Raw genomic sequence first — 26,625 nt, forward strand, 5'->3', positions numbered from 1 at the left:
AGCTTCAAGGGCATTAGATTATCTAATGTGCCAAATCGGTTCACACAATCTGACAAAGTCCGCTCCTGCGTTACTGACCTCCCTAGCGCAAAAGTGGCATAGCCACAATCGACTCATCGCATGTCTTTATTATGTCATAATTTCTAAGGATTTGCAAGTTTAACCTATAATAACGGAGCGATTAATTTCACAACAACCCCTATTATCTTTGTCTTTAAGGGAAGATTTTTCAAGGTGTCCATTGTTACTAGGTCAGACTGTTTTAAAGTATCTTTAAAATCTGCTTTAATATCCTTAAGGGCATCTACACGATACATGTAGGTCGCGCATTCAAAGTGATGGTACAAACTGCGATAATCAAGATTAATTGTCCCGACAACTGCCTTAATATCATCTGCAAGAAAAACCTTAGCATGAACAAAACCTGGCGTATATTCATAAATCTTCACTCCTGATTCAAGCAGAGCAGGATAGTATCGTTTTGCTAAAGCATAAGGCACTGGCTTATCTGGGATACCTGGCATAATTAATCGAACATCTACACCACGTTCTGCCGCAAATTTAAGAGCATGTTCCATTTCACTATCTAAAATCAGATAAGGAGTCATAATATAGACATAGTCTCGTGCATGGTTTAAAATATCGATATAAACATTTTCTCCCACTTTGTCATGATCTAACGGTGAATCACCATAAGGAATGACAAAACCATTGACTTCAGGTCGTTTAGGATAATCAATCAGATAATTCTGGTAATTGTAATCTCTTGAACTCGTTGACCACATTTGTAAAAACATCAGTGTAAAAGACTCAACAGCTCGCCCCTCCAACATAATAGCCGTGTCCTTCCAATGACCAAATCTTTCAATATGATTGATATACTCATCTGCTAAATTGACACCACCATTAAAAGCAACTTTCCCATCAATAACTAAAATTTTCCTATGGTCTCGATAGTTATAATAAGTTGATACAAAAGGGCGAATAGGAGCAAAAGCTTTAGCTTGAATCCCTAACTTTTGCAAACGCTCTGCATAATCGAAAGAAAGCGTTGAGAACTCAATCATGCCATCATACATGACTCGTACCTCTACTCCTTCTTTGACCTTTTTCTCTAAAATAGCTAATATTTCACCCCACATTAAGCCTTCGTCAATAATAAAGTATTCTAAAAAGATAAATTTTTCAGCTTTTTTCAGTTGACGCTTCATCTCTTCAAATTTCGCTTCTCCTGATGGGAAATAGGTCACATTTGTATCCCGATAAGTTGGAAAACCGCCACTTCGATGAAGATATTTAGCTAAATTATAGGTCGTGGAGTGACGTTCCTTTAGCTCTTCTAAGACAGTATGATCCAAGGTATAATAGGGTTGACTCTCATCGATAGATCTCTTCACCAAAGCTCTAAGCCCTCTGTAGCCCCAATCTTTTTTGGTATATAACAAAAATAATGGTCCAAATAATGGGAATGGAAGAATAAACAATAGCCAAGTAATGATAGATAAGGTATCCATCTGACTATTGATCAGATAAAGAACTGAACTAGAGACCAAAATAACAGATAAAATACTCAACTGAATGCGGTATTGTTCTAGCCACATAAAAGAGGAAATCAAAAAGACTAACTGAACAATTAATAATACTATGACTACTGTGCCTCGACTAAAAATACCACGTAAAAAACTACGCCTTCCTCTTGTCAAAAGATGTTTGACTTTATTTGATTTACTAATAAATTTCTCCTCCTAAGCTTTTTTTCTATTATATCACATATCATTACAATCTCGAAGGCGCTTTTGCAACCAAACAATATCATGCCACTGTCCAAACTTATAGCCAACTTTTTCAAAGTGTGCAACTTGTTTAAAGCCACGTTGCTTATGGAACTGAATGCTAGGATCATTAGGTAAGGCAATACAAGCTAATAAATTAACCATTCCCATTTGATTAAGAGCGCTCTCTAAAGCATCATACAAATGGCTTCCAACTTTTTTCCCTCTTGATGCCTTAGATACATAAACCGATAACTCTACCGTCCAATCATAGGCTGCTCGCCCATAGTAAGTTGAAGCATAAGCATACCCTAGCACCTCACCATTTTCCTCTGCTACAAGGTAAGGAAATTTTTCAAGAGTCTTTAATATCCTAGTTTCAAACTCTTCAATACTAGGAACAAAATATTCAAAAGTAATAGCGGTCTCCTCGACATAAGGAGCGTAGATCCCAACAAGAGCAGCAGCATCTGATGTCTTAGCTTGACGAATTTTCACCATTATTCCTCCAATAGAGCCTTATCATAAATTGTATAATCACAACGATAAATAATTAAACGTTTCCCATCAATTAATAATTCTGACGTTTTTGGGGCATCTGAAGCATAGAGGGAAACTTTATTTCCAGCATAGGTTGCAAGAGGAGTTCCATTTTGTGATCGAATAAGAATAACCTTCTTTTTTCCTGTCATATCATTTTTTAATTGTGAAACCATTTGATTAATTATCGGCATAGAATGGTTATAATTGCTAACATCCACCGATTTTTGATATTTTGTAAACAAGTCTTCCAAACCTTCCTCTGAAGCAATCAAGGATGATCCAACATGATCTATTTCATATTCTCCTAATGTCACCTTTAATACCGATGAGTCCGCTTTAGAATTCCCTTCGCTATCTACCGAATCGAATTCTTCATTTCTAGAAATCGACAAAGATTTCCCTGTCATCTGATCAATCAGCTGAGAGTTTTCATCATATGTCCGAACGGTCATCTGCAAGCCAACCCATTCTTCCTTGGTATTTTTCCACCAATTTTCTATGGATTGACAAGCTGTCAGAGATAAAATCGCCGACAATAATACTATCGTTTGTAATAATTTCTTTTTCATCTAACCCCCTCCTTTTTTATTACATTTTAACATGTTTTCTCTTACTAAGACAAAACAAAAAAACTCATATCCTATCACTAACTTAATCTCTGTGATAGAATATGAGTTTTTAGTATAACATCAGAGTATCAATGATTAATCCTATTAGAACAACCCTAATGCTGATCCATCTTCTGCGACATCCATATTAAGAGCTGCCGGTGCTTTAGGTAAACCTGGCATCGTCATTACATCACCTGTAAGAGCTACGATAAAGCCAGCTCCAAGCTTAGGAACAAATTCACGAACCGTAATCTCAAAGTCTTTTGGAGCTCCTAAGGCAAATTGATCATCAGAGAAACTGTATTGCGTCTTAGCCATACAAACAGGAAGTTTATCCCAGCCATGTTTAGCAAACTCAACCAATTGGTTACGCGCTTTCTTTTCAAAAACAACACCTCGACCACCGTAAATTTCAGTGACGATTTTTGTTACCTTTTCTTCTAAACTATCATCAGACTGATAAAGACGCGTGTAATGTGATGGTTGTGTTTCAATAGTATTCACTAAAGCATTTGCTAGATCAACACCTCCATCTGCTCCATCTGCCCATACACTTGCTAGTTCAACTGGAACTTCAATCTCCGCACAAAGCTCTTTTAAGACTTCGATTTCTTCTTCCGTATCTGAAACAAACTCATTGATCGCAACAACTACTGGAATACCGTACTTTCTGATATTTTCTACGTGACGTTTCAAATTGGCAAACCCAGCTTTAACTGCCGCTACATTTTCCTCAGATAATTCTGTTTTTGCCACGCCACCATGCATTTTAAGGGCACGAAGTGTTGCTACAATGACAACAGCATCTGGTGTTGTCGGAAGATTTGGTACCTTGATATCCAAGAATTTTTCTGCACCTAAGTCTGCACCAAATCCAGCTTCTGTCACAGTATAATCTGCCAAACGAAGCGCTGTTGATGTGGCAAGAACTGAGTTACAACCATGTGCGATATTAGCAAAAGGACCGCCATGTACAAATGCTGGTGTGCCATAGATAGTTTGAACCAAATTTGGTTTAATTGCATCTTTTAGAATAAGTGTCAAAGCACCCTCTACTGCTAAATCACGAACATAAACCGGACTTCTATCAAAACGATAACCAATGACAATGTTCGCTAAACGTTCTTTCAAATCATTTATATCTGTCGCCAAGCACAAAATGGCCATAATTTCAGAAGCCACCGTGATGTCAAAACCATCTTCACGCGGAACACCGTTTAAGGGACCACCAAGACCAACCGTTACTTTACGTAAAGCTCGATCATTAAGATCCACAACACGTTTCCAAATGATGCGACGTTGGTCAATTCCAATATTATTACCCTGGTGAATATGATTATCAATCAAAGCAGAAAGTGCATTATTAGCAGTCGTAATCGCATGCATATCTCCTGTAAAGTGAAGATTAATGTCCTCCATAGGAAGAACCTGCGCAAAACCTCCACCAGCTGCCCCGCCTTTAATTCCCATAACAGGACCAAGTGACGGTTCACGAAGTGCAATCATGGTTTTTTTACCAATTTTTGTAAGAGCATCTGCTAATCCAATGGTTACTGTTGATTTCCCCTCACCAGCAGGAGTTGGGTTGATAGCCGTAACAAGTATCAACTTACCTGGCTTTTGATCCTTAATGGCATTGATTTTATCAAAGGATAACTTTGCTTTATATTTACCATAAAGTTCAAGGTCATCGAAAGTAATACCAACTTTTTCAACAACTTCTGCAATCGGCTTTAACACAACACTTTGAGCAATTTCAATATCAGATTTCATGGCGAAACTCCTAAATTCCTTTTTTATTATCTCTATTATATCATGACCCTAAATAAAACGCACGTTATTTTACTATTTTATAAATTCGTTCGTGTTTTTAAGAAGAACCGAATCCGGTGCTTTATCCATTTTACGCAAAAACAATTGTTTTTTGAACGCGATAACTAAAGAGAAATAAAACTAGCTCTGTCAGAAATTTAGCGATTGTTATAGCAATTCCCAAACTCACCAAACCTGTTATCAACAAATAGTTAAACATCAAAATCACACAAACCAGCACACCATATCTAACAATACCTTGGATTGGATTTTTTCGACTTTTGAAGACTACTGTTGCATTTAAAAAACATTGGAGAGAAGCGCTAATAATACGTGCAACTACAACTGAAAGAAGCAAATGATTAGTCAGGCTCATCAAAATAAAGAACATAGCCGCGTCTAGTAGAGCCGCTGCACTAGCGCTTGCTATAAACTTTAAAAACGGTGCATAAATCCTCACTGAATCTTGAATCGGTCTAAAATGTGAACTTTTATTTTCTTCTAAATACACTGTTTCAATAGGTTCTTCAACTAAATGATACCCTGCTTTGCTAGCTTCCAGTAGCATATTAAATTCATATTCAAATCGTTCACCTTCTAAGGTTAATAACCAAGGAAGAAGATCTGTTGTCATCCCTCGAAGGCCTGTTTGAGTATCCGTTACTGGCTCTCCTGTCACTAACTTAAATAATAATGCGGTCACCTTGTTACCGAAACGACTTCTAAATGGTACTTTTCCGACAAATGCGCGTGCCCCTAGTACAATACTGTTGGGGTAATTTTGAACTTGATGTGCTACTTTGATAATATCTTTAATCAAATGTTGTCCATCACTATCAACTGTTACAACGGTTTCACATTCTCTTTCTTCGGAATGGTCTAAGATATAATCAAAAGCAGTTTTAAGTGCCGCTCCCTTTCCTTTGTTCACGTCATGTTCAAGTACAACAGCACCTAACTTTTCAGACATATGATAATAGGAATGGTACTCTTTTCCACTTCCATCATTCACTACTATAACTTCAGCATTAAGTTCCTGCTTAACATCTCTTACAACTGCTACCAATCTTTCATCAGGTTCATAAGCTGGGATAATAATATACATCTATTTTTCCTCTCTGTCTCTCATTCTTGCTAGTAATTTATTATTGCATCATCATAATCACTTCTTTTAACAAAGTTAACCAAATTTCTCTCATCGACATCCCTCAATTCCTATTGACTGTAAAAATATCCATTGTGTTGACTCACTTTCTGAGTAACTATTTTCTATCAAATTTTCTTGATTATATCTTATATCAGATTCCTAAAAGCTTTCTAAACCCGCGCTTAAATGAAACTTAAACATCGTTTCTTCAAATAAAAAATCAGAATTATGTTTTTTATTTTACAAAATGTTGCAGTTTTGTTACAGAAGTGATATAATCACTTTAGAAAAACAAAGGAGATGTTATGATGAAAGCCAAAAAAATGATGTTAGCAACTGTTACCGTTCTTAGTTTAGCCACCTTATCTAACAATTTTTACGGAAATCCTCCTGTTTTTGCAGAGGAGGCAGGTAGTAGCCAAAGTGTTAGTTCTAGCATGGTTACTGATACTGTAGATAGCTCAACCCCATCTTCTTTTACTAATGCCACTCAGACAGAAACAAATGATCATCTGATTGCTTTCCCAGCCGACTTCGTTGGAACTTGGGTACCTGTTAGCGATGGGCAAGTACATGAAAATGTTCCTACTTATGTAACTTTTTCAAATTCTGGGACATATACCGCCTATTACCCAAATGGTCAGCTGGTCAGCAAATCTATCTCTAGTTTAAGACAGATTGATACCAGTACTTATATCATTGCAGAAGGGGATGGAACTGGTTTAGTCAGCGGACGTGGCGGCTGGATTCCAGAAGGCAATACCATCGAGGAAGGATTTATTTATGATGGGACACAACTCATCTATGCTAATTGGTACGGTCCTACTCATCAAATAGACTATAGCCAACCAATTTACTCAGTTTTCACCACTTTTGTTAGATCTCAAACTCCAAGTTCAGATGAGAAACAAGAAACATCCACTGCAGTAAGCACAGATAATTCTTCAGAAAAATCTAACAATAATCAAGGTAGTCAAGAAAGTAACAGTCAAACAACTTCTTCCACTACTCAGACAAAACCAAGAAAAACCTTACCACTAACTGGAGAAAATATCTCATTTCTAACTACATTGGGAGTCGCTATTTTAGGGATAGCATGTTGTGTTCTTTACCGTTTTAAATCTCAAAAATAGACTTAATCTATAAAGGAAGCAGGAAATAATTTAACAAATAAAAAAGTCCACCTCCACACACCTCAAACTATTTAAGAAACAGTTTAAGGTTGGCAATAAGGTGAACTCTGAGAATAGGCTTTGGGCTTTTTACCCAGCCTTTTTTAGTGTATGTATTTTATCAATTTTAGACTATTCCCTACTATTGAGAAGTAGCTTGTGTTTTTTTAGGAAGAGAAAAGACAGACACTCCTAAACTTAAGGCCGCAAAAAATGCTGCTACCCACCAATACGGTTGATCAATAGTTGTGCTACGTCCTGAAACCTCAATAATTCCACGGACCAAACAGGCACTTGCAATGATAGCCAAACTGGAATTCCAAAATAACATTGATAACCTTGTTCGTAACCACGTTATTTTTGTTTGAGCTAAAATATAGGATACAGTGCCGACCAAGGGAGATAAAAACATCAAACGCATATAAATGGATGATTCTCCGTAAGAAAACTGTTCATAGACCCATGTAAACACTAAACTGAAAATGGTTAGTCCTAAATAGATCCATACCGCTTTTTGTTTGCTTTTATTAGTAACCAATGTAAACAATATCACTCACCGCTCTTTCTTGAATTGTATTTCCGTTTGTTGTTGGGTTATTGACAACTTTTCCATTAAAGTACATTGTTGAAGATCCACCACCATCGAGGTTATAAGCTAATTTAACACCATATGATTGCATCAATTCTGCCATCTCATATAATGTCAATCCAGAACTTTCATCTGTACGACCGTCTGAAACGATAATAATATAGTGATTTTCATCAATAATACCGATAGCTGTACGTGGATTGTCTGACATGGCACGTCCCACCTCATCTGAAGTTGAAACAGCAATCTCTCCATCTTTAACTAAAGTTGGTCCAAATGTAAAGGTATTGATGACTCCACTATCTAATAACTCTTGAGCTGTTTGTTCTTCTTCAGAAATAACACCAAATGTGCCATCACTATACTGAACCAAATCTTCATAGTCTGAGCTTCTTGTTGTATCACGATAAAGTACGCCATTTTTAATGACATAACCTGTCTCATTAGCTCCATAATAATCCCCGTTGATCGCAAAGATGGCATTATTTGTAGAGGCGATACTTGATGTGGTATCTGTAATATTAGTACCGTAAGTATTCTGCGCTAGGGCTGTTTTTAAGTATTCCGAGCTTGAAACTTGAATATCTGCGACATACACAGTTGTGTCGCTCTTTCTTAACGTCTCAATGTTAACACTAATATTGTCATCCTTATAGCTCGTATCTGTTTGTGTCACCTCACCTGTTCCAGTAGATGCTGTACTACTGGAGGTTGAGGTAGCTGTCTCTGCCACTGCAGTTACAGCTGACGGGATAACAAAAGTTTTAAGAAGAGAATAAGTATTCGCTCCTAAAAGAGCGGTACTGAATAATATAGCATAGGCATGCTTTTTTACAAATTTCATATTGACCTCGCTTTGTTGTTGATGAGACTATGATAATGAAAAACCTTAAAAGAAATCTTAAATTCCCCATAGCTCGATATTTTATTAAGAAAATTTTAAGACTATCATAGCTAATCGTTTACGAAAACGTTTTTTTTTTGTAAAATATGTCTATGAAAATTTTGATTACATCAGGTGGAACCACCGAGGCTATTGATCGCGTGCGTGGCATTACCAATCACTCAACAGGTCAACTGGGTAAAACCGTAGCTGAAACATTTTTAGAAAATCATCATCATGTTACTTTAATTACTACCAAAACATCTCTAAAACCCAATCCCCACCACCATTTAACCCTTATTATTATTGAAACCGTATCAGACTTACTCAAAGTCATGAAAGAAGAAATTCCTAAACACGATGCTATCATTCATAGTATGGCTGTGTCTGATTATACTCCTGTTTATATGACAGACATTTCTGAGCTTGAAAAACACTCCCCAGAGCAGCTAATATCTAAAACAAATTCTGAAAATAAAATCTCTTCTTCTAGTGACTACCAAGTGTTATTTTTAAAAAAGACACCTAAAATTATCAGTCTGATAAAAAAATGGAATCCTAGCATTTTCCTAATCGGCTTTAAACTACTAGTAGAAGTCTCAGAGCAAGAACTACTAGATGTTGCTAAATCTAGCTTGAGACAAAATAAAGCTGATATTATTGTTGCCAACGATTTAAGTCAAATAAAAGATAATCAACATCATGCTTATATTGTAGATGCTGATGGACAAGAAAAGGTTAATTCAAAAAAAGCTATTGCGCAAAAGCTTTATGAAAGGATAACACAACATGCCTAAGACTATCTTACTCGCCGTATCTGGCAGCATCTCTGCTTATAAAGCAGCTGATCTAACCAGTCAACTAAGCAAATTAGGTTACTCTCTTCACATTATGATGACTGAGGCGGCAACACATTTTATCACACCTTTAACCTTACAAGTCCTTTCTAAAAATCCTGTCCACTTAGATGTCATGTCTGAACCCGACCCTAAGATAGTCAACCATATCGAACTCGCAAAACAAGCAGACTTATTTTTGGTCGCACCTGCTTCTGCTAATACCATTGCTCATCTAGCACATGGTTTTGCAGATAATATGGTCACAGCTACTGCACTTGCACTGCCATTAAAAACACCTAAGCTTATCGCACCCGCTATGAACACAAAGATGTTTGATAATCCTATCACACAAAACAACCTTTCTCTTTTATCCGAGTTAGGCTACTCTATTATCGAACCAAGATCAAGCTTACTAGCCTGCGGTGATATTGGTCGCGGAGCTTTGGCGGATCTAACCACTATTATTGAAAGAATCGAGGAAACTTTAAGTGAATAGAAAATCAGCCTCCAATGTCGCAACCCTAGCAATCTTTATTGCCACCATGCTCATTATTGAGGTCCTCAGTCAGCTTGTATTTAGTTTTTTGGCTTTGCCGATCAAACCCACTATCACACATATTCCCATCATCATTGCCTCCGTTTTATATGGACCTAAAGTAGGAGCGAAACTTGGTTTGTTTATGGGAATTATGAGCGTTATCCGAAATACCATCATCATCTCGCCACTCTCTTATGTCTTTAGCCCCTTTGTACCACATGGTAATTTCTATTCTCTGATCATTGCTATCCTGCCACGTGTCCTAATCGGAATCACTCCCTACTTTGTCTATAAATTGCTTCCGAATCAAATCGGATTAATTTTGTCTGGATTAACAGGGACTTTAACAAATACCATCTTTGTTTTATTGGGCATTTTTATCTTTTTCTCCAATGTTTATCAAGGAAACATTGAATTGCTGTTAGCTGGAATCGTATCTGTTAACTCAATAGCAGAAATGCTTATCGCAAGCCTGCTAACTTTTACTATCATTCCACGCATAGAATCTTTGAAAAAATGACAAAACCATCTGTATCAACTTACAAGATCGATACAGATGGTTTTTATCAAACTAAAAATAAGGATAAACTTAAAAAATTAGTATTCCATTTTCTTATTGAAAGTGGTATAATGAAAGCGGTTATAAAACAAAAACCTAAAGGAGAATACTATGACTTATACGGAAAACTACCAAAAATGGCTTGACTTTACAGGATTACCTGACTATCTCCGAACAGAATTAGTAGAGATGGATGAAAAAACAAAAGAAGATGCTTTTTACACCAATCTTGAATTTGGTACAGCTGGTATGCGTGGCTATATTGGAGCTGGTACTAACCGCATCAACATTTATGTGGTTCGTCAGGCTACTGAAGGTTTGGCAAAATTAGTGGAATCAAAAGGTGAGGAAGCCAAAAAACGCGGTGTAGCTATCGCGTATGACTCTCGTCACTTTTCTCCAGAGTTTGCCTTTGAGTCAGCTCAAGTTTTAGCGGCACATGGTATCAAATCCTATGTCTTTGAAAGTCTTCGTCCAACCCCTGAACTTTCCTTCGCTGTACGTCACTACAATACCATTGCTGGTATCATGGTAACAGCCAGTCATAACCCTAAAGAATTTAACGGCTATAAAGTTTACGGTGAAGATGGTGGACAGATGCCTCCTGCGGATGCTAGTGCATTAACGGAATATATCCGCTCTATCCAAGATCCTTTTACAGTAGAGTTAGCTGACTTAGAAGATAGCAAATCAAATGGCTTGATCACTGTTTTAGGTGAGGAAACAGATGTTAAATACCTTGAAGAATTAAAAGATCTCAGCATTAATCCTAAATTGATTGAAGAGTATGGAAAAGATATGAAAATTGTCTATACTCCTCTACATGGTACAGGTGAAATGTTAGCACGGCGCGCCCTTGCTCAAGCCGGCTTTGAATCTGTTCAAGTTGTTGAAGCACAAGCAACTGCTGATCCAGACTTTTCTACAGTTGCATCACCGAACCCTGAAAGCCAAGCGGCTTTTGCACTAGCAGAAGAATTAGGTCGTGAAGTTGGTGCAGATGTTCTCCTTGCAACTGACCCTGATGCTGACCGTGTTGGTGTTGAAGTTCGCCAAGCCGATGGTTCTTACTGGAACCTATCTGGTAACCAAATTGGAGCTATTATTGCCAAGTATATTCTTGAAGCTCATAAACAAGCTGGTACTCTTCCAGAAAATGCAGCACTTGCCAAATCAATTGTATCAACTGAATTGGTGACCAAGATTGCTGAAAGCTATGGCGCAACCATGTTTAATGTCTTGACTGGGTTCAAGTTCATTGCAGAGAAGATTCAAGAATTTGAAGAAAAACACAACCACACTTACATGTTTGGTTTTGAAGAAAGTTTTGGTTACTTGATTAAACCATTTGTACGTGATAAAGATGCCATCCAAGCCGTTCTTATGGTAGCTGAAATCGCCGCCTACTACCGCTCACGTGGTATGACCTTAGCTGATGGTATTGATGAAATCTTCCAAGAATATGGCTATTTCGCTGAAAAAACTATCTCGCTTACTCTCTCAGGTAAAGATGGGGCTGAGCAAATTAAGGCAATCATGACTAAATTCCGTGATGATTCTCCAGAACAATTTAACGGAACAGATGTTGTGGTATTTGAAGATTTCGCTCTTCAAACGAAAACGGATAAGTCTGGAAATGTCACTAAATTGACTACTCCTCCATCAGACGTTCTCAAATATACCCTCGAAGATGACTCTTGGTTTGCCGTTCGTCCTTCAGGAACTGAGCCAAAAATCAAGTTTTACATCGCAACAGTTGGTGAGACTTTAGCAGAAGCTGAAGAAAAAATTGCTAATATTGAACAAGAAATCAATAGCTTCACTAAATAATATAAAAAATTGAGGTTAGGAAATATCCTAACCTCAATTTTTTATATTTGCAGTTTGTAAACCGTAATAAACGCCTTTTCTATCCATTAACTCTGAATGACTACCATGCTCTACTATATCTCCATCCACCATCACTAAAATGAGGTCTGCATGTTCAATAGTCGATAAACGGTGGGCAATAATGAAACTGGTCTTTCCATCCATTAAACGCTCGAAAGCAGACTGTACTAAAAGCTCTGTTCGTGTGTCAATAGATGATGTTGCCTCGTCTAAAATAAGAAATTTGGGAGATTTCAAAAATACACGTGCAATATTGATCAATTGCCGTTGCCCCTGTGATAACGACTGCCCGCCATCCTCTAAAAAGGTATCATAACCATCTGGTAACTGTTGAATAAAAAAATCAGCATTTGCGGCTTTTGCTGCCTTTATGACATCGGATCGGCTAGCATTTTTGGTACCATAAGCAATATTATCATGAATAGTTGCCGTTTTCAGCCATGTTTCTTGGAGAACCATCCCCATATCTTGATAAAGAATCTCACGATGAATCTCTTCTAGGGGAACGTTATCAATTAGAATCTGACCATTGTCAACATCGTAAAAACGCATCAAAAGATTGATTAAAGTTGATTTTCCCGCACCAGTCGGACCTACAATAGCTACTTTGGCACCTGCAGGAATATCTAAAGATAGGTCCTTGATTAACGGCTTTTCCTTATCGTAACCAAAGGTAACTCTATCAAAACTAACCTGACCTAATTGCATCCTAAACGTTGAGTGTTCAACGCTCTCTACCATACTTGGTAAATCTAAAATACTGTAAAGGCGATCTGCACAAGCTAAGGCACTTTGCATCTCTGATAGCACTGATGAAATATCATTAAATGGTTTGGTATATTGGTTAACATAATTTAAAAATGTTGTTAATTGCCCTACCGATAAGTCTCCGGACATAATACGTAAGGCACCAACACCTGTTAACAACAGATAAATCAAAGCATTGATGAAACGAGTAGAAGGATTAACTGTTGAAGAATAAAAAATAGCTTGTTTTGATGCCTGAGCATATTGTTCATTAGTCTTTTTAAAGCGTCTAATAAAATCTTCCTGAGCACCCAAACTATGAATCAAATCTTCCTGAGAAATACTTTCATCAATCAATTGCGTTTGTTGGCCTCTTTTTTGAGTTTGTTGACCAAAAAAAACATAACTTCGATTCGCAATAAAACGTGCTAAATATAAAGACAAAGGAGTTAAAACAATCGTCATCCCCATCATTAAAAAGTCAATGTTCGCCATCATGATCATCGTCATAATGATGGTCAAAAAACCAACTAAAAACTGATTAAATATCATTAACAAGCCATTAGCTAATTGCTCAATATCAGTTGTTACCCTACTGACCATATCTCCGATACTATGTTGATCAAGTTGGGATAACGGGAGTTCATGAATTTTTTTCATAACTTTCTCTCTTAAGCGAAAAATATATTCATAAACCAAGCGTGTATATAGTATTGGATTCACCCATTGAATGATCACATTAAGCAGAATAACACCAAGCATCTGACCAATAAGTAAAATTAATCGATGAGCCTCCCCTTTGTCCAATAAGTGATCAATTGATTGACCAATCAACACGGGCAGATAAAGCGTCAAAATAACCTGAATTAAGGTTAATAAACTAGCTAGAAAAAATAAAGTTTTCTTTTCTAAAAAATCTTGCTGTAAACGATAAAAAATTGTTCTAGGTTGTTTTGCTCGCATCATGAACTCCTTTTCTCTTGTGAATGATAGATTTCTTGATAAATAGAGCAATCTTCCAAAAGTTTTTGATGGTTTCCCAAAGCAACCTGTTGACCTTTATCTAAGACCAGTATTTGCTGTGCTGTCTCTAGACTTCTTGTTCTTTGCGAAATGACGATCAGATTGGTATCAGCTAATTGCTTTAAATTCGATAAGAGACGACTCTCCGTTTGATAATCTAGTGCTGATGTAGCATCATCTAAGATCAATAATTTGGATTTTCTCAAAAGTGCTCTCGCAATGGTCAAGCGCTGACGTTGACCTCCTGAAAAATTTCTACCAAAGGTTTCTACTATACTATCTAAACCACCTTTTTCTTTAATAAATTCATCAGCCTCTGCCATTTTCAATGCCTCAAACAACTCACTATCAGAACACTTTCTGGTTAAACCAAGTGTCAGATTTTCTCTAATTGTTCCTTTGAACAATTCTGCCTTTTGTGGAACAATCGCAATCCCTTCCCTCCAGATAAACAGATTCTTAGGGCTTTTCCCTTCATAAAAAAGATCTAATTCACCACTTGTAGGCTGATATAAGCCTGCAATCAAGGTTATCAAGGTTGATTTTCCAGAACCTGTCCCACCAATAATCCCTAACATCTCATCTTTTTTTACGGAAACAGAAATATTTTTTAAAGACGATTGCCTTGCTGTTGGATAAGTAAATGACAGATCAACAATTTTCAAGATTAACTCTTCATCATATTTGATTGGTAAAGAATCATATAGATCTTCTTCTTTTTCATCAAAAATTGCTTGAACACGTTTAGCTGCTATATAGCTCTGGTTTAAAGAGGTCAATAGCATTGTTAATTTCAATAATTCTACTAAAATTTGAAGAAGATAGTTCATTAGAGCCACTATCTTTCCTTGGCTAATATGACCATCTAAGATTAATAAGTGGCCATGCCACAAAAGCAGTAATAGAGTGCCATTTACAATCAGATAACTAAGAGGAGTTAATAAATTTGATAAGTTTCCTAATTTCAGCTGTGCCTGGGTATATTTTTGGTTAACAGTTGCAAACTCTGATAACTCAAATGATTTAGCATTAAAAACTCGGATCAGCCTCATACCTTCTATCTGCTCTCTTGTTAAGGAAATGAGTTGATCGGTTTTTTGACGAATCTTATGATATAAAGGTGTTACCACTTTTGAAATCATATAAACCAGTATAAATAAAGCCACCACCATGCCGACAAACCAAATTGCTAGTGTAGCATTGATGGTAAACGCCATAACGATTGCCCCTAATACAATAATAGGTGCTCTTAGAAAGAGGCGTAAAAATTGATTAATTCCCGTTTGAATTTGATAGGTATCTCCAGTTAATCGAGCTACTAAACTAGCAGTGCCGATATGATCTCTCGATGAACGTGGTAAACGCATCACCTTTTTATACAAAGCTAATGTTAACTTTTCAGTGTAACCAACCGCCGCTTTAGCAGAATAGTATTGGGCTGTGATGGCAACAATAATTCCTAGAACCGCAAAAACAAATAAGAAGATTAAATCTTTAAATAATAATCCATTATCTTTAGCTGGAATCGCCTTGTCGATAATCGTTGCCACAATCATTGGCACCATTAACTCAAAAGATGCTTCTAACAATTTAAAAAGGGGAGCAAGGATGGACTCCTTGATATACCCCCTAAAGTATTTAAATAACTGCTTCATCTATAAATCACTCAACATTTTAATAAGGACAAGGTTAAACTGAACTTGTCTCGAATAGTAAATATTCCCTCCATTTTGATACAACTCCCCACCTCCATAATAAAGCGCAATAGGATTATAATAACGATAAGTAAGTCCTTCAGTATTTCCTAAACTAGGTGCAACAACCGTCTTAGAATATTTTTTAGCAACAGCAATTGTATTTGCCTTCCCATTTTTGGCAACATATGCAATATAGTTTTTTCCAAAATTATAGGCTTGAACTGCTGTCCAAACATCTACACCTTGTTGTCCAGCCTCAGTTAAATTCTCAGACAATACACTGACGCCTTGACGGACACTTTCTTTATTATCTGTAATACTGTTGGCAACACCTGTAGAACTTTCACTTGATTGCATCAAATCAGCAGCATTCCCTTTGGTCTCGGTGTAAATCATTGCCAAGACCAATTCCTCATTAGCTACTGTATCATTTTCTGCCAAAACCTCTTGTACCAGAGAACGATAGGAAAGAACATTTTGAACATTACGATAGGTTTGATAAAGATAAAAAACAGTAAATAGCAAAAAAATTAAAGCGATAAATTGTCCAATTCGTTTAATCATATTATTTACTCTGTATGTCTTGTATATTTTTAATCAAAATAGAATACGTTCCATCATCATTTTGAATAAACTCAACAGATTCTGCATCTTCATAAACAGCATTAGGTACAATCAATTCGATACCATTAGATAGAGACAACTTTTGATTCTCAAATTTCTTAAGCTGACGAGAGTGATCAATATCAGAAATTTCAACTGGTTCTGGAATACTTTCTTTTAACTGATCTACAAAAGTTAAACGTGCCGTCAAATTATTATCAAACAACTGATCAGCTAATTTTTCAGGAGATAGCACCTGCTCTTCTTCTAGGTTTTTATGGATGGCAGATTTAAGTTTTGATTGAAAACCAAAATCATCTTGATTAAAATTATCTGCAATTTTTTTAGCAGTTTGCTCCATTAATTTAATCGATTTTTTGACAGACTGTTCTGGTTGAACTTGCAAAAGATTTTCTGAAAAATAATTTGCAAAAGATCCATTATGCTTAATCCGTTTTTCAATCAAATAATATTGCCTACTTAAACGATTAACAACCAGAGCCTCATCAGGCGTTTGGGCTGCAGAAGGAAGATTATTTTGTGTCATTTTGATAGGATCTACACTATCACTCAGATGCACAAAATTTTCACGTAAAGCAATACGTAGAAAAGCAAAGTATTCCTGTCCTTCTTTATCAAATTGAATAAAAACAAGATCATTTGTTTTTTGATCTTCCGAAATGACAAACTCCTCTTTCCAAAGTTTCGCCACTGCCACCGAAGAGGAGATAAAATCGTCTGTTAGTTGTTCTAAAAAAACATTCTCTACATCAAACACTCCACGTTTAGCTTCATCAGAAAATACTTTCGACAATTTCTTGCGAAAGTATTCATCTATTTTAGGCGTTAAAACCAATTCTTGATTAGATAAAAATAATTCTGTGTCAGATGGGCTAAACTGGTGAATGATGATTTTTTTTATGTAAAAATCCATTAGTTTAAATTCTCATAAAGGGGGAAAGCATCTGTAATGGCCTTAACTTCAGTTTTAACTTCTGCTAAAACAGCTGCATCATCTGCATTCTCCAAAGCTTTCACCATCAATTCCGCAATTTTTCTAGACTCTTCAACCCCTAAACCACGACTAGTAATAGCTGGAGAACCTACACGGATTCCTGATGTTTTAAATGGTGATAACGTTTCAAATGGAATAGAATTTTTATTCAAGGTAATATTAACCTCGTCTAAAATATTTTGAGCTACTTTACCATTTTCAACTACTCCTGTCACATCGACTAAGAAGAGGTGGTTATCCGTACCACCAGAAATGACACGGAATTTATCATGTTTTAGGAAAACATCGGCCATAGCTTGAGCATTCTTAATCACATTCTCGCCGTACACTTTAAATTCTGGGTCGAGAGCTTCTTTGAAAGCCACTGCTTTAGCTGCAATCACATGCATCAAAGGACCACCTTGTAAACCAGGGAAAATAGCTGAGTTAATTTTTTTTGCCAAATCTTCATCATTTGTTAAAACAAGGCCACCACGCGGTCCACGAAGCGTTTTATGAGTGGTTGTCGTGGTGATATGTGCATATGGAACAGGACTTGGATGATGACCAGATGCTACTAACCCAGCAATGTGGGCCATATCTACCATTAAATAAGCACCTACGCTATCAGCAATCTCACGGAATTTGGCAAAATCAATAGTACGTGAATAAGCAGACGCTCCTGCAACAATCAATTTAGGTTGTACTTCCTTGGCTTGTTCCAAGATGGCATCATAATCCAAATAATGCGTATCTGGATCAACAGAGTATGATACAAAACGATAAGTCTGTCCAGAAAAGCTCACAGCTGCACCGTGCGTCAAGTGTCCACCCGCTGATAAGTCCATTCCCATCACAGTGTCTCCTGGCTTAATCAAAGCCATGTAAGCAGCTGCATTGGCTTGACTTCCTGAATGTGCTTGAACATTAGCGAATTTTGCACCAAAAATTTCCTTGGCACGCTCAATTGCTAAGGTCTCCACAACATCGACACAATCCGTACCACCGTAATAACGCTTACCAGGGTAACCTTCAGCATACTTGTTGGTGAGTAAAGTTCCTTGGGCTGCCATCACAGCTTTCGAAACAACATTTTCAGACGCAATCAATTCGATATTATTTTGTTGACGTTTTTCTTCAGCTTGGATAGCTTCCCAAACTTCTTTATCAAATTCTTTGTAGTTAACTTTGTCAAAAATCATATACGGTACTCCTTTGTATTGGGCTAAATGTGCTTGATAAAACGCTTCTGCATTTTATCGGAGTGATAGCCATTCTTTTCGTAGAAAAGATGGGCTTGGAGACGACTTTCAGCAGAATTGAGGCGAATAAAATGGTAGCCCTCTTTCTGTGCAATTTGCTCAACGGCTTTCAGCAGACTTGCTCCAATCCCTTGTCCTTGATGACTAGACAAAACAGCTAGTCCGAGAATATTGAGGCCTGTATCCGAATAGAGACTTTCATAGACTTGTGCGTGTATATAGCCTTGCACTGCACCACTTATGTCATCTATATAGACCAATAAGATATGCCCCCATGTACTCGTGCATCTAAAAAACTGTCGCTCAGTTTGTTCCAATGAACAATCATACCCTAAAGATTGAGCATTGATTTCTCTGATGACTGCCAAGTCACCTTTCTCAATGGGACGAATCATGAAACTACCTCAAATTCTATTTCGGGAATGGCTTTCTGAATCTCTTCGCGGCTGATAGCACCTTGGCGCAAAATCCGCGCTTTCTGTCCAGAAAGGTCCAAAATCGTTGAATCAATACCTGTCAGAGCTTGGTCATCCTCAATGCCAGGCAAATCAACTGAAAATTGTGCCTGGATGTCCGAAAACTTCTTGCCGCTTTCATTTCCTGAAATATTGGCGGACGGTCCAATAAGTGGGCCAGTCTCTGAGATCAAACGTAAGGTTTGTTCGTGATTGGGAAGACGAAATCCAACAGTATCCAGTCCAGAATTAACCCAAAAAGGAACATTGTCATTTGCTTTCAGGATAATGGTCAATGGACCTGGCATAAACCTATTATACACTTTTTCAAGATATTTTGGCTGATTTTTAGAAAATTTTAAAATATTCTCAAAATTTCCAACATTTAAATTCAATGCTTTTTCTCTCGGTCTTTTCTTTAAGGTGTAAACCCTGTTAACCGCTTCTTCATCTAAAGCTTTAGCAAAGATACCATAAACCGTTTCTGTTGGCAGTATAACGGCTCCTCCAGAATTTAATATTCTTTTTAAATCATCCATTATCGACCACAACCATTCTATTTTGATCAAACATATCCTTTAGAACACGTACACGCTTTGAACCCAGATAGTTTCTTACAAGAAGGGTAAGATCGTCTCCTTGCTGGTAACCAATTTCAAAATAAAGCTTTCCTCCATCTTTCAAAAACTCTGAAGCCCCCGAAATAATCCGACGGTATATTGCTAAACCATTTTCCTCTGCAAATAAGGCAAGATGGGGTTCAGACCTTAGGACATTGAGATCAACTTCTTCCTTATCTTTATAGGATATATAGGGTGGATTTGACACAATAATGTCAAAATCCGATGTCACGATACGACTATAAACATCAGACTGCATAAAGGTAATCTCTAGTTGATTTAGCTCTGCGTTTTCACGAGCTAAATCCAAAGCTTCATTTGAAATATCGGCTGCATAGACCTCCCAATTAGGCCGTGCCTTCTTTAGTGCAAGCGCAATGGCACCACTCCCTGTTCCAATATCTAAAACTTTTAAGGTTTGATGGGGATTCTCATTCAAGATTAGATGAACTAACTCCTCTGTCTCTGGTCTTGGAATTAAAACACGTTCGTCAACCTTTAATAACAACTCACAAAAATAAGTACTCCCTATGATATATTGAGGAGGATAATGCTGTAATAAATCTCTAGCAATTTGCTGAAGTAAGTGCTGATCTTCTACAGATATCTCTTGATTCAGACTTAAAATAAGATGTGTTTTGGACCATTTTTTTAAAGCTTGAAAAACATAGGTGAGGGCCTCTTTTTCCTCACCTACACTTTCTAATTTGCTCTCCAACTGGCCAATAACTTGTCCATACGTTACCATTTATTTATTCAACTCTTCTAACTTCTGTGTTTGATCATATAAAACCAAAGCATCAACGACTTCATCTAACTTTCCAGATAAGATAGTGTCAAGTTTTTGAAGTGTCAAACCAATACGGTGGTCTGTCACCCTATTTTGTGGGAAATTATAAGTACGGATACGCTCTGAACGATCCCCTGTACCAACGGTAGATTTTCGCTCTGCATCTTGCTCATCTTGGGCAATTTGCGCAAAGTGATCAGCAACTCGTGCACGAATAATCTTCATCGCTTTTTCACGGTTCTTCTGTTGAGTACGCTCTTCTTGCATTTCAACCTTAATATTGGTTGGCAAGTGAACGATACGGACTGCTGTGGCAACCTTGTTGACGTTTTGCCCACCAGCACCAGATGCGTGATAGATATCAACACGAAGGTCTTTTGGATCAATATCGTATTCCACCTCTTCTACTTCTGGCATAACAAGAACAGTTGCCGTTGAAGTATGAACTCGACCTTGACTTTCTGTCACAGGAACACGTTGCACACGATGTGCACCAGACTCATATTTTAGTTTTGAATAAACTGACTGACCTGAAACCATCGCAACGACTTCTTTGATACCACCAACACCATTGTATGATGCCTCCATAACTTCAAAACGCCAACCTTGACCTTCTGCATACTTCTGATACATACTCAAAAGATCACCAGCAAATAAGGCCGCCTCATCACCACCTGCTGCACCACGGATTTCCAAGATAATATTTTTGTCATCATTGGGATCTTTAGGTAGTAGCAAAATTTTGAGTTTTTCTTCGTACTCTTCCTTGGCAGCCTTTGATTCCTTGAGCTCTTCTTTAGCCATTTCTTCTAGCTCTGAATCACCTGATGCATCCTTAATCATCTCTTCAGCATCTTTGATATTTTGAATCACTTGCTTATACTCACGATAAACAGTCACAGTTTCACGTGTGTTGGCTTCTTCTTTTGAAAGTTCCATAAAACGTTTGGTATCACTCACAACTGCAGGATCTGATAATAATTCACCTAACTCTTCGTATCGATCTTCTACTGCTTGTAACTGATCATAAATATTCATTATTTCTTATCTCCTTTTATTCTTAAATTTCGGGTGTGAAGTAGTGTTTACGACAAACAGATATGTATGACTCATGCCCCCCGATTTTAATTTGATGACCTTCATAAACTGGTTGACCGTTTTCAACTCTTAAAACCATGGTTGCTTTTTTAGAACAATATTGGCAAATCGTCTTAATTTCATCAATTTTATCAGCTAATAGCAACAATTGTTTTGAACCTTCGAATAATTCATTTCTGAAATCATTTTTTAAACCAAAAGCCATAACCGGAATATCCAGCTCATCAACAACTCTAGCCAAATCATAAACATGATGGCGTCTTAAAAATTGAGATTCATCAACTAAAACACAATAGGGTTTCGGAGTGATGGATTGCACAAAACCAAAAATGTCTGTATCTTCCTCTATTGCAACAGCTTCTCGACGCATCCCAATACGACTAGAGACAATTCCAAAACCATCTCGTGTATCCAAGGCACTAGTCATAATCACAACAGGTTTCCCTTGCTCCTCATAGTTGTGTGCAACCTTTAAGATTTCGATAGTTTTTCCAGAATTCATGGTCCCGTACTTATAATATAATTGAGCCAATTTCCCGCCACCTTCTACTAATATCCTATCCATTTTATCACAAAATAATAGAATAAGCACTAGCTAAGATGAGGAATTTTTCTATGCTTTTTGTTTCATTTATGTTAAAATAAAGCTATACTTTTCTAAGGAGATAGTTTATGCCATTTATTAAAATTGATCTTTTTGAAGGTCGCACAGAAGAACAAAAAATTGAACTTGCACGCGAAGTTACCGAGGTGGTTTCACGTATCGCTAAAGCTCCTAAAGAAGCTATTCACGTCTTTATCAACGATATGCCTGAAGGAACTTATTACCCACAAGGTGAAATGAAGAAAAAATAAGCCTTATTCCACCAAACTTATACATCAAAAAGGCTAGAATATCAATTCTAGCTTTTTTGTACTATGATCTTTAGCGATATAGCTTGATTTTAAGTATAGAAAACGCTATCATATAGATAGTTCATCAGAAAGGTTGAAAGTATGTTTCACCAAAAATCACAAAAGATGATGGGAACTCTTGTGAGCATCACTATCTTTTCTTCTAATCCACTCCCCATTTTAGAAGAAGCCTTTGAACTATTAGCTTACTTGGAAAAGAGATTTAGCGCTAATGATCTAGATTCTGAATTGATGCAAGTGAATCATGCAGCAGGTTCTCACTCTCGCTCTGTTCACAAAGATCTTTTTCATCTGATAGAGTTTGGGAAAAAAAATAGCTTGATAGCTGGTTCCCGCCTAAATATTGCCATAGGTCCTTTGGTAAAAGAGTGGAAAATTGGGTTTAGAAACGCTAAACTTCCAGAAACTGCTGTCATTCGTGAAAAATTGAAGCTAACAGATCCCAAAGATATTATCCTTTCAAAACAAGATAAAAAGGTTTTTTTACGTCAAAAAGGAATGGAAATTGATTTAGGAGCTCTAGCAAAAGGTTATATTGCTGATTTACTCCTGGATTTTTTAAAAAAACAAGCTGTATCAGCTGCTTTGATTGATCTAGGAGGAAATATCCTCACTTATGGTCCTAATCCTAAAAGACAAGATGGTAATTGGCAAATCGGCATCCAAGACCCCTCATCAAAATTAAAAAAAGAAGTCTTGTTACTTGGTATAAGAAATAAAGCTATTGTAACTAGTGGCATCTATGAACGTTATTTCTCACACCAAAATGCAGTCTATCACCATATTTTAGATCCTATGACAGGTTATCCCATCAAAACAGATATGACCAGTTTGACTATCATTGCACCAAGTGCTCTGGAAGCCGAACTTCTATCTTCTCGCTGGTTTGGTCAAGCGCCTTCTGAACTTTACAGGCACATCAAATCTAATAAAGATTTGGCCTTTATCTGTATCACCAAAAACAAAAAAATAACGGCTTCGCCGTCCATCCTCCCTTATTTATACCACACTAAAGAAAGAGGTTAATATGCCTAAAATTATCGCCCTTGTTGGAACTAACTCCGATCAGTCTACCAATCGCACATTACTAGAATTTATTCAACGTTATTTCGCTGAAAAAGCCGATATTGAACTTTTGGAAATTAAAAATCTCCCTGCATTTAATAAACCTGCTGATGGCAATGTCCCTGAGATAGTCGAAGTGTTTGCTGATAAAATTTTAGATGCAGATGCACTTATCATTGGAACACCCGAATATAATCACGCTGTACCTGCTGTTCTCCAAAGTGCACTGGAATGGCTATCGCTTGGCAAGCGTCCTCTTCGCTACAAACCCGTACTCATCACGGGGGCATCTTATGGACCTCTTGGCTCATCACGTGCGCAAGCACAACTTCGCCAAATCCTTGATGCTCCTCAACTACGTGCCTGTGTTATGCCAAGCTCTGAGTTTTTACTCCCATATGCACAAGAAGCATTTAATAGTAGTGGCTATCTTTTAGATCCTAAACGCATTGAACAATTAGAAATTATTTTTGATAATTTCCTGGATTACATCGAGGTTATCAAACAACTACCTTCAGCAAAACTATATCATCTCGGTGAAACTGAAACTTATAACTGGTAAGCTAGATCAATAGAAAAATTAAGAGGAAGTAAAAACATGAAAATCGTTGGTATTGTAGGGTCAAATTCTGACTTCTCATATAATCGTATCCTACTTCAATATATAAAAAAACACTTCGACTACCTTTTTGAGTTAGAAGTATTAGAAATTAAAGATGTTCCACTTTTTAATCAAAGTGATGCTAGCTTTATTGATGATCCTGCTGTTAATAACCTACGTGAAAAAATTGCAACGGCTGATGGTGTCATCATCACAACTCCTGAACATAATTGTACCCTCCCATCTTGCTTAAAAAATGCCCTAGAGTGGCTTTCATTTGAGCAACATCCTTTCAAGAATAAACCTGTTATGGTACTAGGGGCCTCTTATTTCGATCAAGGAGCTGCTCGAGCACAATTACACTTACGCCAAATTCTCGATGCTCCTGGTTTAGAAGCCTTAGTTATGCCTGGGCATGAGTTCTTACTTGGCAATGTAAAAGAAGCGTTCAATCCACAAGGTGACTTAAAAGATGGTCCAACTGTCGCATTCTTAGGACAAGGTTTAGGCAAGTTTGCCAAATTCGTTAAAGTTGCGGAACAATTTAAATAAAAAGTGTTAAAAAATTAACCTCACCCTAACAGCTAGATTCTTTCTACCTAGCTGTTAGGGTGAGGTTTTATCGTCCAAATACTTTTTTAAATATCAGCTTGAGTAAACACAACTTGACCATTTTCAAAAGCAGCCAAGCGAGCGAGCGAAACGACATTAACACCTTCTTTTTCCAGAAGCTCTCTACCATCTTGGAATGATTTTTCAACTACAATCCCAACTGCTGCAACCTCGGCACCTGCCTGCGTAATAATCTCAATCAATCCTTTTGCAGCTTGTCCATTTGCTAAAAAATCATCGATAATTAATACTTTATCATCTTGAGAAATAAACTTACTGGCAATAGAAACTTGACTAGTAACTTGTTTGGTAAATGAATAAACTTCTGCTGTTAAAATACCTTCTGTCATCGTGATATTCTTTGCTTTTTTAGCAAAAACCATCGGTAATCCTAAACTTTCAGCAACATAGATAGCTGGAGCAATACCAGATGCTTCAATTGTGACAACTTTTGTAATCCCCGCATTTTTAAAATGATCAGCAAATACTTTTCCAATTTCTTTCATCAACTGATAATCTACTTGGTGAGTTAAAAAAGAGTCAACTTTAAGGATATTTTCTCCCAATACTTGACCGTCTTTTAAAATACGCTCTTCTAACAACTTCATAGGATACCTCTTTCTGATAAGCAATTTGATTTAGTAAAATTATGACATAAGTAAAGCAAAAAGTAAAGTTTCAAAAAATTCTATTTGAGCTAAAACTTATCATAAAACCTTCTACTAAAAAACTTCATCATACAAAAAAGACACTTAGGAAACTTAAACTTTCCTAGTGTCTTTTTGGAGCAATTCCTATTAGATGGAATCACCATTCCAAATGGAGTTTTTCACAACAACATAATCAACATGCTTAAGACTAGATAAATCTTGTCCGCCCGCATAAGAAATGGAACTTTGTAAATCTTGTTCCATTTCAATTAGGGTATCTACTAAATGTCCTTTTGTTGGGAGTAAGATTTTTTTCCCTTCAACATTCTTATGTTCCCCTTTTTGATACTCAGAAGCTGAACCATAATATTCTTTAAAATATTCCCCGTCAACTTCTACAGTTTTACCTGGGCTTTCAATATGCCCAGCAAATAGAGACCCAATCATGACCATATTAGCACCAAATCGAATAGATTTAGCAATATCTCCATGCGTACGAATACCTCCGTCAGCAATGATTGGTTTTGTTGCAGCTTTTGCGCACCAGCGTAGAGCAGCTAACTGCCAACCACCTGTTCCAAAACCAGTCTTAACTTTAGTGATACAAACCTTTCCAGGCCCTATCCCTACTTTGGTCGCATCTGCACCTGCTTTTTCAAGTTCACGGACAGCTTCTGGAGTCCCTACATTCCCTGCAATCACAAAAGTATCTGGTAATTCCTTTTTGATATGTTTGATCATTTTAATGACACTGTCAGCATGACCATGAGCAATATCTATTGTAATGTATTCCGGAGCATCTGCTTTTAAACTTGATACAAATTCGTATTCATACTCCTTGACACCTACAGAGATGGAAGCTATCAAGTTTTGATCGTGCATACGTTTAATGAAAGGAATACGACCTTCTTCATCAAAACGGTGCATAATGTAAAAATAACCATCTTTCGCAAGTAACTCAGCTACATCTTCATCTAAAATAGTTTGCATATTTGCTGGAACTACGGGTAATCTAAAACTATGATTCCCTAATGTCACACTTGTATCTGCCTCTGAACGGCTGTTAATAATACACTTATTTGGAATAAGTTGGACATCTTCATAGTCAAAAACTCGAAATTCATTAAGCATAGTTTGT

At 37.0% G+C, this 26,625-nt stretch carries 27 protein-coding genes and 1 pseudogene; 9 read left to right on the forward strand and 19 right to left on the reverse strand.

Annotated elements, in window-relative coordinates:
• Positions 1-164 precede the first annotated feature (164 nt).
• The 5 genes from cls to ACQRDX_RS02090 all read right to left on the reverse strand — a co-directional run bounded on the left by cls (position 165) and on the right by ACQRDX_RS02090 (position 5,843).
• Complete coding sequence (cls, locus tag ACQRDX_RS02070; RefSeq protein WP_427893982.1) at positions 165-1,703, reverse strand: cardiolipin synthase; 1,539 nt, start codon at positions 1,701-1,703, stop codon at positions 165-167.
• Between the two features lie 63 nt (positions 1,704-1,766).
• A complete protein-coding gene (locus tag ACQRDX_RS02075) occupies positions 1,767-2,270 on the reverse strand; it encodes an N-acetyltransferase family protein (RefSeq protein ID WP_427894098.1) in 504 nt (167 codons plus the stop codon).
• Positions 2,271-2,272: 2 nt separating this feature from the next.
• Positions 2,273-2,884, reverse strand: a complete 612-nt coding sequence (locus tag ACQRDX_RS02080; RefSeq protein ID WP_354367874.1) for a DUF5052 family protein — start codon at positions 2,882-2,884, stop codon at positions 2,273-2,275.
• A 144-nt stretch (positions 2,885-3,028) separates the two neighbouring features.
• Complete coding sequence (locus ACQRDX_RS02085) at positions 3,029-4,699, reverse strand: formate--tetrahydrofolate ligase (RefSeq protein WP_427893984.1); 1,671 nt, start codon at positions 4,697-4,699, stop codon at positions 3,029-3,031.
• A gap of 130 nt (positions 4,700-4,829) precedes the next feature.
• Positions 4,830-5,843, reverse strand: coding sequence for a glycosyltransferase (locus tag ACQRDX_RS02090; protein WP_427893986.1), 1,014 nt, complete (start codon positions 5,841-5,843; stop codon positions 4,830-4,832).
• Between the two features lie 347 nt (positions 5,844-6,190).
• Between ACQRDX_RS02090 and ACQRDX_RS02095 the strand changes: the two genes are divergently transcribed.
• Positions 6,191-7,018, forward strand: a complete 828-nt coding sequence (locus ACQRDX_RS02095; protein WP_427893987.1) for an LPXTG cell wall anchor domain-containing protein — start codon at positions 6,191-6,193, stop codon at positions 7,016-7,018.
• Between the two features lie 181 nt (positions 7,019-7,199).
• Here ACQRDX_RS02095 and ACQRDX_RS02100 read toward each other — a convergent pair whose 3' ends face one another.
• A complete protein-coding gene (locus ACQRDX_RS02100; protein ID WP_427893989.1) occupies positions 7,200-7,610 on the reverse strand; it encodes a hypothetical protein in 411 nt (136 codons plus the stop codon).
• Entirely contained in the window at positions 7,585-8,490 is a 906-nt protein-coding gene (locus ACQRDX_RS02105; RefSeq protein WP_427893991.1) for a phosphodiester glycosidase family protein, read from the reverse strand. The genes ACQRDX_RS02100 and ACQRDX_RS02105 overlap by 26 nt, the downstream gene beginning before the upstream one ends.
• Positions 8,491-8,642: 152 nt before the next feature.
• Here ACQRDX_RS02105 and ACQRDX_RS02110 point away from each other — a divergent pair, with 152 nt between their 5' ends.
• The 4 genes from ACQRDX_RS02110 (at position 8,643) to ACQRDX_RS02125 (ending at position 12,295) form a co-directional block, all read left to right on the forward strand.
• Complete coding sequence (locus tag ACQRDX_RS02110) at positions 8,643-9,326, forward strand: phosphopantothenate--cysteine ligase (protein WP_427893993.1); 684 nt, start codon at positions 8,643-8,645, stop codon at positions 9,324-9,326.
• The gene (coaC, locus tag ACQRDX_RS02115) at positions 9,319-9,864 is read left to right on the forward strand and encodes a phosphopantothenoylcysteine decarboxylase (protein WP_354367888.1); all 546 of its coding nucleotides are present in this window, start codon (positions 9,319-9,321) and stop codon (positions 9,862-9,864) included. The genes ACQRDX_RS02110 and coaC overlap by 8 nt, the downstream gene beginning before the upstream one ends.
• The gene (locus ACQRDX_RS02120; protein WP_354367890.1) at positions 9,857-10,426 is read left to right on the forward strand and encodes an ECF transporter S component; all 570 of its coding nucleotides are present in this window, start codon (positions 9,857-9,859) and stop codon (positions 10,424-10,426) included. Before coaC ends, ACQRDX_RS02120 begins: the two co-directional genes overlap by 8 nt.
• 150 nt (positions 10,427-10,576) lie before the next feature.
• Complete coding sequence (locus tag ACQRDX_RS02125; RefSeq protein ID WP_427893996.1) at positions 10,577-12,295, forward strand: phospho-sugar mutase; 1,719 nt, start codon at positions 10,577-10,579, stop codon at positions 12,293-12,295.
• 33 nt (positions 12,296-12,328) lie between these two features.
• On the opposite strand, the gene ACQRDX_RS02130 is transcribed toward ACQRDX_RS02125, so the two are convergent.
• The 10 genes from ACQRDX_RS02130 to ACQRDX_RS02175 are packed head-to-tail and all read right to left on the reverse strand — an operon-like array spanning position 12,329 to position 22,176.
• Entirely contained in the window at positions 12,329-14,065 is a 1,737-nt protein-coding gene (locus tag ACQRDX_RS02130; protein ID WP_427893998.1) for an ABC transporter ATP-binding protein, read from the reverse strand.
• On the reverse strand, positions 14,065-15,780 hold the full coding sequence (locus tag ACQRDX_RS02135; RefSeq protein ID WP_427894000.1) for an ABC transporter ATP-binding protein: 1,716 nt from the start codon (positions 15,778-15,780) through the stop codon (positions 14,065-14,067). The genes ACQRDX_RS02130 and ACQRDX_RS02135 overlap by 1 nt, the downstream gene beginning before the upstream one ends.
• On the reverse strand, positions 15,781-16,386 hold the full coding sequence (locus ACQRDX_RS02140) for a lysozyme family protein (protein WP_427894002.1): 606 nt from the start codon (positions 16,384-16,386) through the stop codon (positions 15,781-15,783).
• A 1-nt stretch (position 16,387) separates the two neighbouring features.
• Positions 16,388-17,359: a nucleoid-associated protein gene (locus ACQRDX_RS02145; protein ID WP_354367900.1), complete on the reverse strand. Its 972-nt coding sequence runs from the start codon at positions 17,357-17,359 to the stop codon at positions 16,388-16,390.
• Positions 17,359-18,621, reverse strand: a complete 1,263-nt coding sequence (gene glyA, locus ACQRDX_RS02150; RefSeq protein WP_427894004.1) for a serine hydroxymethyltransferase — start codon at positions 18,619-18,621, stop codon at positions 17,359-17,361. Before glyA ends, ACQRDX_RS02145 begins: the two co-directional genes overlap by 1 nt.
• Before the next feature lie 23 nt (positions 18,622-18,644).
• Positions 18,645-19,076: a GNAT family N-acetyltransferase gene (locus tag ACQRDX_RS02155; RefSeq protein WP_427894006.1), complete on the reverse strand. Its 432-nt coding sequence runs from the start codon at positions 19,074-19,076 to the stop codon at positions 18,645-18,647.
• Positions 19,073-19,675 (reverse strand): L-threonylcarbamoyladenylate synthase, encoded by a 603-nt coding sequence (locus tag ACQRDX_RS02160; protein ID WP_427894008.1) that lies wholly within the window; start codon positions 19,673-19,675, stop codon positions 19,073-19,075. Before ACQRDX_RS02160 ends, ACQRDX_RS02155 begins: the two co-directional genes overlap by 4 nt.
• Complete coding sequence (gene prmC / locus ACQRDX_RS02165) at positions 19,668-20,504, reverse strand: peptide chain release factor N(5)-glutamine methyltransferase (RefSeq protein WP_427894010.1); 837 nt, start codon at positions 20,502-20,504, stop codon at positions 19,668-19,670. Before prmC ends, ACQRDX_RS02160 begins: the two co-directional genes overlap by 8 nt.
• Complete coding sequence (gene prfA / locus ACQRDX_RS02170; protein WP_427894012.1) at positions 20,505-21,584, reverse strand: peptide chain release factor 1; 1,080 nt, start codon at positions 21,582-21,584, stop codon at positions 20,505-20,507.
• Between the two features lie 22 nt (positions 21,585-21,606).
• On the reverse strand, positions 21,607-22,176 hold the full coding sequence (locus ACQRDX_RS02175) for a thymidine kinase (RefSeq protein WP_427894100.1): 570 nt from the start codon (positions 22,174-22,176) through the stop codon (positions 21,607-21,609).
• Between the two features lie 140 nt (positions 22,177-22,316).
• Here ACQRDX_RS02175 and ACQRDX_RS02180 point away from each other — a divergent pair, with 140 nt between their 5' ends.
• The 4 genes and pseudogenes from ACQRDX_RS02180 to ACQRDX_RS02195 form a co-directional block, all read left to right on the forward strand.
• Complete coding sequence (locus ACQRDX_RS02180) at positions 22,317-22,499, forward strand: 4-oxalocrotonate tautomerase (protein WP_427894014.1); 183 nt, start codon at positions 22,317-22,319, stop codon at positions 22,497-22,499.
• Between the two features lie 141 nt (positions 22,500-22,640).
• Positions 22,641-23,585 carry an FAD:protein FMN transferase gene (locus tag ACQRDX_RS02185; protein ID WP_427894016.1) on the forward strand — a complete coding sequence of 315 codons (945 nt, stop codon included), beginning with the start codon at positions 22,641-22,643 and terminating at the stop codon, positions 23,583-23,585.
• Position 23,586: 1 nt separating this feature from the next.
• Complete coding sequence (locus ACQRDX_RS02190; RefSeq protein WP_354367912.1) at positions 23,587-24,186, forward strand: NADPH-dependent FMN reductase; 600 nt, start codon at positions 23,587-23,589, stop codon at positions 24,184-24,186.
• Positions 24,187-24,222: 36 nt separating this feature from the next.
• A pseudogene (locus tag ACQRDX_RS02195) lies at positions 24,223-24,774 on the forward strand (NADPH-dependent FMN reductase); the annotation flags it as partial.
• Between the two features lie 89 nt (positions 24,775-24,863).
• On the opposite strand, the gene ACQRDX_RS02200 reads toward ACQRDX_RS02195, so the two are convergent.
• Positions 24,864-25,445 (reverse strand): xanthine phosphoribosyltransferase, encoded by a 582-nt coding sequence (locus tag ACQRDX_RS02200; protein WP_427894018.1) that lies wholly within the window; start codon positions 25,443-25,445, stop codon positions 24,864-24,866.
• A 189-nt stretch (positions 25,446-25,634) separates the two neighbouring features.
• Entirely contained in the window at positions 25,635-26,618 is a 984-nt protein-coding gene (guaC, locus tag ACQRDX_RS02205) for a GMP reductase (protein ID WP_427894020.1), read from the reverse strand.
• Between the last annotated feature and the right edge of the window lie 7 nt (positions 26,619-26,625).

The organism is Streptococcus sp. SGI.013 (assembly GCF_050315295.1).
Taxonomy (GTDB): domain Bacteria; phylum Bacillota; class Bacilli; order Lactobacillales; family Streptococcaceae; genus Streptococcus; species Streptococcus porcorum.

Coding starts and splice junctions, on each gene's coding strand:
- ACQRDX_RS02105 (WP_427893991.1), bottom strand. CDS start 8,490: ATGAAATTTGTAAAAAAGCATGCCTATGCTATATTATTCAGTACCGCT.
- coaC (WP_354367888.1), top strand. CDS start 9,319: ATGCCTAAGACTATCTTACTCGCCGTATCTGGCAGCATCTCTGCTTAT.
- prmC (WP_427894010.1), bottom strand. CDS start 20,504: ATGGTAACGTATGGACAAGTTATTGGCCAGTTGGAGAGCAAATTAGAA.
- ACQRDX_RS02090 (WP_427893986.1), bottom strand. CDS start 5,843: ATGTATATTATTATCCCAGCTTATGAACCTGATGAAAGATTGGTAGCA.
- ACQRDX_RS02095 (WP_427893987.1), top strand. CDS start 6,191: ATGATGAAAGCCAAAAAAATGATGTTAGCAACTGTTACCGTTCTTAGT.
- ACQRDX_RS02135 (WP_427894000.1), bottom strand. CDS start 15,780: ATGAAGCAGTTATTTAAATACTTTAGGGGGTATATCAAGGAGTCCATC.
- prfA (WP_427894012.1), bottom strand. CDS start 21,584: ATGAATATTTATGATCAGTTACAAGCAGTAGAAGATCGATACGAAGAG.
- ACQRDX_RS02125 (WP_427893996.1), top strand. CDS start 10,577: ATGACTTATACGGAAAACTACCAAAAATGGCTTGACTTTACAGGATTA.
- ACQRDX_RS02130 (WP_427893998.1), bottom strand. CDS start 14,065: ATGCGAGCAAAACAACCTAGAACAATTTTTTATCGTTTACAGCAAGAT.
- ACQRDX_RS02155 (WP_427894006.1), bottom strand. CDS start 19,076: ATGATTCGTCCCATTGAGAAAGGTGACTTGGCAGTCATCAGAGAAATC.
- ACQRDX_RS02190 (WP_354367912.1), top strand. CDS start 23,587: ATGCCTAAAATTATCGCCCTTGTTGGAACTAACTCCGATCAGTCTACC.
- ACQRDX_RS02110 (WP_427893993.1), top strand. CDS start 8,643: ATGAAAATTTTGATTACATCAGGTGGAACCACCGAGGCTATTGATCGC.
- ACQRDX_RS02080 (WP_354367874.1), bottom strand. CDS start 2,884: ATGAAAAAGAAATTATTACAAACGATAGTATTATTGTCGGCGATTTTA.
- ACQRDX_RS02145 (WP_354367900.1), bottom strand. CDS start 17,359: ATGGATTTTTACATAAAAAAAATCATCATTCACCAGTTTAGCCCATCT.
- ACQRDX_RS02180 (WP_427894014.1), top strand. CDS start 22,317: ATGCCATTTATTAAAATTGATCTTTTTGAAGGTCGCACAGAAGAACAA.
- glyA (WP_427894004.1), bottom strand. CDS start 18,621: ATGATTTTTGACAAAGTTAACTACAAAGAATTTGATAAAGAAGTTTGG.
- ACQRDX_RS02185 (WP_427894016.1), top strand. CDS start 22,641: ATGTTTCACCAAAAATCACAAAAGATGATGGGAACTCTTGTGAGCATC.
- ACQRDX_RS02200 (WP_427894018.1), bottom strand. CDS start 25,445: ATGAAGTTGTTAGAAGAGCGTATTTTAAAAGACGGTCAAGTATTGGGA.
- ACQRDX_RS02160 (WP_427894008.1), bottom strand. CDS start 19,675: ATGGATGATTTAAAAAGAATATTAAATTCTGGAGGAGCCGTTATACTG.
- ACQRDX_RS02140 (WP_427894002.1), bottom strand. CDS start 16,386: ATGATTAAACGAATTGGACAATTTATCGCTTTAATTTTTTTGCTATTT.
- ACQRDX_RS02085 (WP_427893984.1), bottom strand. CDS start 4,699: ATGAAATCTGATATTGAAATTGCTCAAAGTGTTGTGTTAAAGCCGATT.
- guaC (WP_427894020.1), bottom strand. CDS start 26,618: ATGCTTAATGAATTTCGAGTTTTTGACTATGAAGATGTCCAACTTATT.